This window comes from Cohnella luojiensis, assembly GCF_004564235.1.
GTDB lineage: Bacteria > Bacillota > Bacilli > Paenibacillales > Paenibacillaceae > Cohnella > Cohnella luojiensis.
This window is the reverse complement of sequence record NZ_SOMN01000046.1, coordinates 23140-33885: the sequence shown is the minus strand read 5'-3', so window position 1 is coordinate 33885 and position 10746 is coordinate 23140. Positions and strand designations below refer to the sequence as shown.

At 51.4% G+C, this 10746-nt stretch carries 8 protein-coding genes; all 8 read left to right on the top strand.

From position 1 onward, the window contains the following. Window positions 1-227 precede the first annotated feature (227 nt). Window positions 228-1265, top strand: coding sequence for a stalk domain-containing protein (locus E2980_RS21930; RefSeq protein WP_135154366.1), 1038 nt, complete (start codon window positions 228-230; stop codon window positions 1263-1265). Between the two features lie 242 nt (window positions 1266-1507). After that, window positions 1508-3157: an extracellular solute-binding protein gene (locus E2980_RS21925; protein WP_135154365.1), complete on the top strand. Its 1650-nt coding sequence runs from the start codon at window positions 1508-1510 to the stop codon at window positions 3155-3157. Between the two features lie 64 nt (window positions 3158-3221). Then, window positions 3222-4124 (top strand): ABC transporter permease, encoded by a 903-nt coding sequence (locus tag E2980_RS21920; RefSeq protein ID WP_135154364.1) that lies wholly within the window; start codon window positions 3222-3224, stop codon window positions 4122-4124. 10 nt (window positions 4125-4134) lie between these two features. Continuing rightward, on the top strand, window positions 4135-5016 hold the full coding sequence (locus E2980_RS21915; protein WP_135154363.1) for a carbohydrate ABC transporter permease: 882 nt from the start codon (window positions 4135-4137) through the stop codon (window positions 5014-5016). Between the two features lie 28 nt (window positions 5017-5044). Beyond that, window positions 5045-6175 (top strand): glycoside hydrolase family 88 protein, encoded by a 1131-nt coding sequence (locus E2980_RS21910; RefSeq protein ID WP_135154362.1) that lies wholly within the window; start codon window positions 5045-5047, stop codon window positions 6173-6175. Window positions 6176-6311: 136 nt separating this feature from the next. Then, a complete protein-coding gene (locus E2980_RS21905) occupies window positions 6312-8663 on the top strand; it encodes a helix-turn-helix domain-containing protein (protein WP_240703140.1) in 2352 nt (783 codons plus the stop codon). 36 nt (window positions 8664-8699) lie between these two features. Further along, on the top strand, window positions 8700-10316 hold the full coding sequence (locus tag E2980_RS21900; RefSeq protein ID WP_135154360.1) for an extracellular solute-binding protein: 1617 nt from the start codon (window positions 8700-8702) through the stop codon (window positions 10314-10316). A 67-nt stretch (window positions 10317-10383) separates the two neighbouring features. Then, window positions 10384-10746, top strand: coding sequence for a YojF family protein (locus E2980_RS21895; protein WP_135154359.1), 363 nt, complete (start codon window positions 10384-10386; stop codon window positions 10744-10746).

Below are 10746 nucleotides of genomic sequence, written 5' to 3'. Positions count from 1 at the left end.
CAAATGGATTGAAAGGCTTAACGGATAGATACAACGACTTACGGAATATTTCATGAACCGCCGTATACCGAACGGTACGTACGGTGGTGTGAGAGGTCAGGGGTTAATCACCCCCTCCTACTCGATTACTAAAAATTGGCACCAAACATCCTCCCACAAATTGGCAAGTAACAAACACCCCGCCCCTGAGTCTAATTATCAAGGAAACTCAGAAAGGGTGACATAGCATGAAGAGAAGAACTAGCTTCCTTGCAAGCGCCGCGTCTACGCTGCTGACCATGACGCTGCTCCAAGCAGCGCCGGTATATGCCGAGGTGAATCCGTCGCAATCTGTATTTTTGGATGGGAAACCTTTGTCCTTTCAGACTCAGCCCGTTATAGAAAACGGTTATAGCCTAGTTCCGATGCGTACGATTTTCGAGGCCGAGGGCGCGAAAGTTTCCTGGAACAATAAGACGCATACGGTTACCGCCGTTAAAGAAGGCGTCGTCCTTACATACCGAATCGGAGAAACGACCGCTTATAAAAACCAAGAACGGCTGACGCTCCCCGCACCGGGTAAAATTATAGACGAGACGACGATGGTTCCGCTGCGATTTATTAGCGAAACGCTAGGTAATCTTGTGAAATGGCATAAGTATTCCGGTTCGATCACGATATCATCCGCGAATGAGTATGAAACCGCGATCGAATACGGAGTTAACCTGCGCGTTGCTCCCGGTAAAGAAACGGATTCCGATGTCATCCGAATGCTTCCGAAAAACGAGAAAATCCACGTCATCAGAGAAATAAACGCGGATTGGTTGGAAGTACAGACCAAAGACGATACGATTGGTTTCATCTCGGCCAAACCGGCGTATACCGATTACACGAGCCCGGCGCTCGCCGATAAGCAAGCAGACGAGCTGTTCGCTTTCGGATCCAAATTCCTGGGAACCCCTTACGAGTTCGGTGCCGATCCCGGCCAAACCGAAACGTTCGATTGCTCTTCTTTCGTCCAGCATGTATTTAACGAAGTGTTGTCCATTGATCTGCCGCGAGTCTCCTACAACCAAGCCGAGGAAGGAAAAGAAGTCGAAATCGATCAACTGCGCAAAGGCGATCTTCTGTTCTTCAGCGCTCGCGGGATCGAGATCGGGCACGTGGGCATCTATGCGGGAGACGGTCGGATCCTTCATACGTATTCGAAAGTGAAAGGCGTTCACTACGGAGAATTCAACGAATCATGGAAGAAGCGTTTTGTCACGGCCAAAAGATTATTCTAAAGTCGCTCACTCCATAACCTGAATAATAATCGCAACAACAGGTGCAAGCTTTCGGGCTTGCGCCTCTTTGCGTTATCGAATTGCAGATTTTGTGAACGGCTTTGGAGAAATCGTCAGTTCGCTCGCAGCAATTCATCATCCGTTTATCGATTTTGCTCATATCGCCGCCTCTGACAACTCCAGTAATCTGTGGGAGAGATGCATTGCATCTCATTATTCTAGTGGCGGAGGGGTTAGGACTTATGAAGAGATTTATAACGGGTACTCTGATCATCATGATGTTGGGCACGTTGTTAATAGCTTGTTCTTCTAAAGGGGAGAACGAATCCAAGGATGAGCCTTCAAACAGTGCGAGCAGTCCGGCAGCATCAACGAGCGTGGAAGGAAACGATGCGGCTGTATACCCGATGAAGACAGATAAGACTCTCACTTATTGGGGAGAAATGACCGGTAACATAGTGGGCGTGAAAGCAACGCACGAAGAAGTGCCGTTCTTCCAGGACTGGCAGAAGAAAACGGGCGTTAAGCTCAAATTTACGGCGCCTCCCGCGGGGCAAGCGAAGGAAACGCTTAACGTCATGCTGGCTTCCGGCGAGCTGCCGGACATGATCGAGTTCAACTTCCTGAGTGAATTTCCGGGAGGTCCCGAGAAGGCGATCGGCGATGGTTATATTCTGAAGCTGAACGACCTGATCGATAAACACGCGCCGAACTTGAAGAAATTCTTGCAGGAAAATCCGGCAATAGACAAGATGGTCAAAACGGACAACGGCAGCTACTACGCTTTCCCGTTCATTCGTTACGATGAATATTTGCGCGTGTTCCAAGGGCCGATCGTCCGCAAGGACTGGCTCGATGAACTGGGCTTGCCCGTCCCTGAGACAATCGATGAATGGACGACGATGCTGCGGGCGTTCAAGGAGAAGAAAGGCGCGGCTGCTCCATTCGCGGTCAATAGCAAGCCTAGGTTCTTCAACGATTCGTACAACGGTGCCATTATGGGAGCATTCGGCGTGAAACGGGACTTCTATCAAAAGGATGGAAGCATTAAATTCGGCCCTGCCGAAAGCGGTTTTAAGGAATACTTGCGCTTGTTCCAGACGTGGTATAAAGAAGGCTTGATCGACAAAAATATCGCAACCGCGGATGGCAAAGCCGTCGACAGCAACATGGCTTCCGGAGCAACCGGTGCAACGATCGGCAATGCGGGCGGCGGTATCGGCAAGTGGCAGCCGCTAGTCGAAGCCAATGACCCGAAAGCCTTATTAGTCGCGGCTCCCTATCCGGTCTTGAACAAAGGAGATACGCCGATGTTCGGCCAGAAGGACAATGCGTATTCTTCGGGAGGAATCGTTGCCGTTACGGCTTCTTCCAAGGATCCCGAGCTGGCGGTCAAGCTGCTTGATTACGGCTACAGCGAGGAAGGCAGAATGTTCTTCAACTTCGGCACGGAAGGCGTCAGCTATAACATGGTGGACGGATATCCGAAATATACCGATCTGCTTATGAAAAATCCGGATAAGCTGGCTCCGGCGCAAGCGATGTCGCTGTACGTTCGCGGCAGCTATAACGGGCCGTTCATTCAAGACAAGCGGTATGCGGAGCAATTCTTCGCCCGTCAGACGCAGCGCGATGCTGTCGACATATGGAAGAAGACGGATGTCGCCAAGTACGCCTTGCCTCCGCTGACGCCTACGCCGGAAGAGAGCTCGGAGTACGCTACGATCATGAACGATATCAATACGCTGGTCGATGAGATGACGCTGAAAATCATTCTGGGTTCGGAGTCGATAGATAAATTCGAGAGCTACGTCGACAAAATGAAATCGCTCAACCTGGATCGGGCCATCGAAATCCAGAGCGCGGCTTTGCAACGCTTCAACAATCGTTAAGGGATGAGAAACGGAGGGGGCGAGCGAGCCTCTGCCCTCTCTATTCGAACTGAGGTGGGCAGGAATGAACCGATTAGTACGCGATTTCGTAATGAACAAATATTTGTACGTCATGATGATTCCGGTTATCGCCTACTATGTCGTTTTTCATTACGCTCCTATGTATGGCGCACTGATCGCGTTCAAAGATTACTCTCCCATGAAAGGGATTTGGGGCAGCGACTGGGTCGGGCTGAAGCACTTCCATGACTTTTTTAACAGCTACTATTTCTGGCGCATCTTGAAAAATACGATAGTCATCAGCTTCTATTCGCTCATTTTCGAATTTCCCGCACCCATTATATTGGCTCTGCTTATCAATGAGGTTCGCAACAAGGCATTCAAGCGCGCGGCGCAGACGATCACGTATATGCCTTATTTCATATCGTTGGTCGTCATATGCGGCATCGTTACCGATTTTACGAACGCGGACGGAATCATTAATCGATTGTTCGTGTCGCTGGGTTATGACGGACAGGCGATGCTGCAGAAAGCGCATCTATTCCGACCGATCTATATTTTATCCGAAATCTGGCAGCGCATCGGGTGGGAGTCTATTATCTATATCGCGGCATTGATGAGCGTTGATATAGAGCAGTACGAAGCTTCTCGGATAGACGGGGCCAGCCGGCTGAAGCAACTCTTTTACATTACGATTCCGGGCATCATGCCTACGATCGCTATCATGCTTATTCTGCGCATGGGCAATCTTCTGAATGTCGGCTTCGAGAAAATCATTCTGTTGTATAATCCGGCCACGTACGAAACCGCTGATGTCATTTCGTCCTTCGTTTACAGGAAAGGGCTTCTGGAATTCGGTTGGAGCTACAGCTCGGCGGTTGGGCTATTCAATTCCGTCATCAATCTATTCTTGCTGGTTATGGCCAACTCTATCAGCCGGAGAATCAACAACAGCAGTCTATGGTGAGGTGAGATCGGTGAGAAGAAAAATAGGATTCGGAGAACGAGCGTTCGATGTCGGAGTGTATTCGGCGCTGATCTTTCTTGTAGTCCTAACCTTGTATCCGTTGCTTTACGTACTATTCGCGTCGTTCAGCGAAGCCGATCAGCTTATCGTCAATAAAGGAATTCTATGGAAGCCTCTCGGCTTCAGCCTCGAAGCTTACGAGAGCGTCATGCGGAACCCCGGCATTCTGAACGGCTACCGCAATACGTTATTCATAGTCGCTGGAGGATTGTCCGTCAATTTGATCATGACGGCGCTTGGCGCTTACGTGCTTTCCAGGAAAAACGTGCTGTGGAATAATGCTTTTATGATTTTTATCGTATTCACGATGTTTTTCCACGGGGGATTGATACCGCTCTATCTGGTTGTGAAGGGAGTAGGCCTGCTCAATTCGTTATGGTCGACCATCATTCCGTTCGCGGTCAGTACGTTTAATCTCATCATCATGCGTACGGCGTTCATGAGCGTTCCCGACAGTCTCGAGGAGTCGGCGAAGATCGACGGGGCAAATCATTTTACGATTCTGTTTCGTATCATCATTCCGCTCTCCATGCCGGTAATTGCCGTCATGATTTTATATTACGCAGTCGATAAGTGGAACGGCTGGTTCTATGCCTCCGTGTTCATACAGAGAAGAGAACTGTTTCCGCTGCAGCTCGTGCTAAGGGAGATTCTGATCTCGAACGCCACGGACAGCATGTCCGCCGGCGCCGATGCGGGTGATCGCTTCCAGATTGGAGAAACGATTAAATACGCGACGATCATGGTTGCGACAGTTCCGATTTTATGTATTTATCCGTTTGTGCAGCGCTTCTTCGTAAAAGGCGTCATGATCGGTTCATTGAAGGGGTAACAAAGCGCAATAGGGAGGTATCTGAAAAATGGGGAAAACGATAACGGGGAAGCTCGACTTTCACGCCGTGTGGGAGCAAATCTTAACGAAGGTTGACGGGATGATCGTGCAGATCGGGGATAAATCTCCGCACGTCGCCGGGGCGGACGGCAAGTATGACGATATGCGAATCGACTGGTGGACATCCGGATTCTGGCCGGGCATTCTCTGGATTGTCCACGATATGACGGGAGACGATCGCTATAAGGAGGCTGCTTGGCATTGGGATGAACGGCTCGAGCGGTTAATGCTCGAGCCGAATCGCTTCCATCACGACGTCGGATTTCAATTTCTGCCTACCGCGGTCATTAAGCATAGTCTTACGCAAGACGAGGATGCCGTTCGCCGCGGTTTGTTCGCCGCCAACTTCTTGGCGGGGCGCTATAACCTAAACGGGCGTTTCATACGTGCATGGAACGGCGATCATCAGCGCGGTTGGTCGATCGTGGACACGGCAATGAATTTGTCGCTGCTATTCTGGGCAACGAAGGAAAGCGGAGATCCGCGCTTCGGGCATATCGCGAAGGCGCATGCGGATACGGTGGTGAGGAACTTTATCCGCGACGACGGTTCGGTCAACCATATTATCAGCTTCGACCCCGAGACAGGCGAGTTTCTGGAATCGCTCGGCGGTCAGGGAGCGGCGCCGGACTCCGGCTGGAGCAGGGGAACCGCATGGGCCTTGTATGGCATGACGATTGCTTACCGGTATACGGGGAATGCCGTCTACTTGCACGCGGCTCAACGCGCAGCTAATTTCTTCATCGCCCACCTGCCGGAGGACCATGTGCCGCATTGGGACTTTAGAGCCGAGACCGCGCTGGACGATGAACCGCGCGACAGCTCGGCCGGCGCCTGCGCTGCGTCCGGGCTGATTGAACTGTCGCTGCTGCTGTCCGAGAGAACGGGAAGGGTATACCGGGCCGCAGCTGAACGCATTCTGCAGTCGCTATATTACAACTATGGCACGTGGGACGATGCTGGCCATGAAGCGATTTTGCGCCACGGTACAGGTAATAGGCCGACAGGACAGAACGTCGACGTTTCGCTGATCTACGGGGACTATTTCTTCGTGGAAGCGATCGCCAAGCTGAACGGATGGAAGCATCGTATTTTTTGAGTACAAGGAATTGGATGTTTTATCAATTGAATTAAACGATTTCAACATTTCACAGATCGGGTTTGCTGCTGTAAAATGAAGGAAGGATGGAGGGCTGTCATCGTCCTGGAGTCTACGAATGCGAGGAGAGCGCGATTTGAAGATTCGACACTTATGGCAGAAACGCAAGAGCATCGTTTTTGCGTGGCTTATTTCCTATAGCGTCGTTCTATTCGTTATGACGATGATCAGTTTAATCGTCTATGCGCAGTCTAGCAAAGCGCTCAAGAGCGAAATTCACCGTGCCAACGACTCGTTGCTGAAGCAAGCCCGATATACGATCGATACGCAGATCGATCTGATGAAAAGGTTGAATATGGAAATCACATGGAATGCGAAGCTGCAAAGCCTGATGTATTCGACTAAGTCTCCGGGAGACGCGCAATTCTCCGCCTACCAATTGGTGAAGGATATGTTGACTTACCAAACCTCGTATGCCTCGATCGACGAATTTTACGTGACTTGGGAACAGGAAGATTCGTTGCTGAGGCCCGGCAATGTGCGTGATTTGGAAACCGCTTTCAATACGATCCATAATACGGGCGATATCAGCTACGAGCAATGGATGCATACGATTAACAATACGGAGAGCAATCGTTTTCTATTGCTTCCCCGCCTGGATTCGGCGTCTTCGCGAACCTCGATCGCTTATTTGACGCATTTACCTAAAGATTTGAATGACCGCAAAACGGGAACGGTTGTCGTCATGACCGATAGGGACCGGTTTCAGGAGGCGGTTGAAAGCATTTCGGGCTTCAGCGGAGGACAGGTGCTTATTCTGAATCAGGATAACGAGGTACTTCTGTCCAATCTGCCGGTGTCGGTCGATCAGGATCGCATTGTCGAGCGGTTGTCTGTCGGCGGAGGGACAATGATCTCGCCGTCCCGAGACGGCGGTTCCGAGCTGTTCTCGATTTCGTCGTCCGTATCCGATTTGAAATACGCCTTGGTCATACCTAGCAATATTTACTGGGAGAAAGCGGAATACGTTCGTAAGTTCACGTATATCAGCATTCTGATCAGCTTGATCGGCGCCGGCGTGTTGACGTGGTTTTTTATGCGCCGCAACTATTCGCCGATTCAGCAGCTCGTGCAGTCTTTATCGGACAAAAACGGGGAGCGGTCGGAAGGAAACGAGCTGAGTTTCATTCAACGGGCGATTTCACAGACGCGCAGCGAGAAGGAGCGTATCGCGCTGCAATTGCAAATGCATCAGCATGCCCTGCGCTCCAACATGTTGAATCGGTTGTTTAAGGGCAAGCTGGACTCGCCCGTGCCTTACGAGGAAGCGTTCAAATCATTTAACATGAAGCTGCTTTCGGACCGATTCGCGGTCATCCTGTTCATGGTGGAGAACGACGAGAGCCTATCCTCCAAGCTGTCGGGCATTGATGCGAACGAACGGCGCAAGCTGGTACAGTTTATTATTACGAATGTAGTGGAAGAGCTGGCGGGTCGGCATCAGCATGCGGGTTATGTGGCCGAGATTGACGATATGATGGTCTGTCTAGTCAACTTCGCGGAAGCGGAAACGCAGAGCTTTAAGGAGGACCTCTACGCTATCGCAACGGAAGCGCAGTCGTTCCTGCTCCGATTTCAGATGGATCTGACCATATCGATAGGCGGCATTCACCTTTCGCTGGCCGGTATCGCCGAGGCTTATCAGGAAGCGGTTGACGCGATGGAGTACAAGATGGTGCTCGGCAAGCGCGAAATCATAACGTATGACGAGATTCGAATCGATCCTGCGGACAATCTCCGGTTCGGTTATTACTATCCGCTTCAGCTGGAGCAGCAAATCATCAATTGGATCAAAGCCGGCGAGTACGAGCAGGCTTCCCGATCGATGAGCGACATTACGCAGCGGAATTTCAACAAGCCGATCGTGTCTCTCACGTTGGCTAGATGTTTGATCTTTAACCTCGTCGGCACAATGGTCAAGGCCATTAACGAGCTCGGAGACGGCGAGAGCAGCGTTCTAGGCGACAATCCGCTATGGATGGACAAGATCCTAGCGTGCGATACGATACAGGAGATGCAGCAGGAGCTTTTCGGACTGCTTGAGGAAGTATGCGCGTTTGCCGCGGCTACGATAGAGAAGAACGTTTCTCAGGAGCGCGCCGAATCGCTGCGAGGATTGGTGGAGAAGGTAACTCGTCATATCGAGGAGCATTACGACGATTCGAGCTTGAACGTGAATACGATCGGGGAACGCTTTGATTTGAAGGGCAGCTACTTATCGAAATTGTTCAGAACCCAGAAAGGCGAAGGCCTCTTGGATTACATCAATAAGTTCCGTATCGATCAAGCGAAGCGGATGATTAAATGCAGGCAGGACTCCATTGCCGAAGTGGCCAAGCATGTCGGCTACAACGAAGTGGCGACCTTCATTCGCGTATTTAAGAAATACGAGGGGATTACGCCCGGAAAATTCAAAGAAATGAACTGATTGGTTCGTAACGGATCTTCGCAAGGGGGGCGGCGGATGAGAACAAAAGCGAATAAGGCAGCCATCGTTCAACTAATGCTCGTTGCCGCGCTGTTATTTGTATCCTGCTCGAATTCGAAACCGGACGTATTGGAGCAAACCGGGAGCGTAGCCTCCGCGGCGGCTTCGGCTCGAACCTCAGCAGATCCCGGTGCCGGGCAGCTATCGTATTGGAGTGAAATGAACGGCAATGCGGCGAGCATCAAGCCCAGCTTTCAAGAGGTTCCCTTCTTCCAGGAGTGGCAGCGCCGGACTGGCGGCAGCCTGAAATTCATTCAGCCTCCGGCCAATCAAGCCAGAGAAGCGATTAACGTGCTGCTGGCATCCGGCGAGTTGCCCGATATGATGGAATTCGAGTGGGACAGCTTCCCGGGAGGTCCGGAGAAGGCGATTGCCGATGGTTATATTTTGCGGCTGAACGACGTCATTGGACGCTATGCGCCGAATTTGAGAATATACTTGGACGAGCATCCGGAGATCGACAAGCAGGTCAAAACCGGCGCCGGCAGCTACTATGTGTTTCCGTTCATTCGCGGAGACGATCGGCTGCGAACGTATCAGGGTCCGATTATTCGCAAGGACTGGCTTGATGAGTTGGGGTTGCAGACGCCGGAGACGATCGATGATTGGTACACGGTGCTAAAAGCTTTCAAAGAACGCAAGGGCGTTGATGCCCCGCTGACCTTTCTTGGCGTGCCCAATCCGTTATCCGGGGTGGAGGGCGGAGCCTTCGTGGGCGCCTTCGGCATCAAGAAAGGATTCTACTTGGATGAGGGGCGCGTCAAATTCGGCCCCCTGGAGCCGGACTACAAGTCGTTCCTGGCCTTGTTCCGCAAGTGGTATGCCGAAGGGCTGATCGACAAAAATATCGCGACGGTCGACACCAAAACGCTGGATGCGAATATGATCTCGGGAAGAAGCGGCGCAAGCGTGTGGAACGCCGGAGCGGGCATTGGAACTTGGCAGCCGTTCGTACGGGAGAAGGAGCCCAACGCGCAATTCATTCCCGCTCCTTATCCGGTGCTGAATAAAGGCGAGAGACCGAAGTTCGGACAAAGAAGCTATGCTTATGCAGGATCAGGCGGCGTTGCGATATCCGCCAAGAGCCCTAACGTCGAAGCGGCGGCCAGAATGCTGGATTACGGCTACAGCCCGGAAGGCCACCTGCTTTTCAACTTTGGCATCGAGGGGCTTAGCTACGAGATGAAGGACGATTATCCAACCTACACCGACCTGATCCTGCGGAATCCGGACAAGCTGGCTCCTTCGCAAGCACTGGCCATGTATACGCGGGCGAATTACTTCGGTCCTTTCGTTCAGGACATTCGTTACCTGGAGCAGTATTACGTTCTGCCGGAGCAGAAGGAGGCTATGCGGGTATGGTCCGATACGGATGCCGACCTCCATTTGCTAACCCAGGTCCCCAAGACGGAAAAAGAGAGCGCGGAGTTTTCGGCCATCATGCAGGATGTCGAGACGCTTGTGGACGAGATGTCGCTGAAGATTATTTTCGGCATTGAGCCGCTGGAAAGCTTCGAGGACTTCATCACCCAGCTTCGAGAGCTCAGAATCGAACGCGCCATCGAAATTCAGGAGACGGCGCTTGAACGCTAACAATTTGAGTTACGAAGCTTTGCAGGGTATACTTTGTGAGAAATACTCACGAAGTGGAGGCACGAACTTGCAGCTTATCAATCAATCGGAAGTACAACGTAGGATAGATGCACTTAAAGATGAGGATCTTTATATCCATCTAGAGATGACAACGGGAGCATACGCTGCCCATTTAGATAGTTCTAAGCATCCGGCCGCTACTTTCATTACTAATGCTATCATTCGGTATTCCCATGGGTCGATTTCCGGAAGCGGACCTTATCGGGTCGGCTTAAAAATGATGCAGGGATGGGTTTACTCGGAAGGGCTGACTCACTATGAAGAGAGCGAGACGAGCAGATTGATCTTGGCAGGGCATGACAGCCAGGGCAAGCTGATCGTATCCTTGCAATTAAGCCGGAAGCCCTTCGGTAGAGGAGTTGAAGAGTAG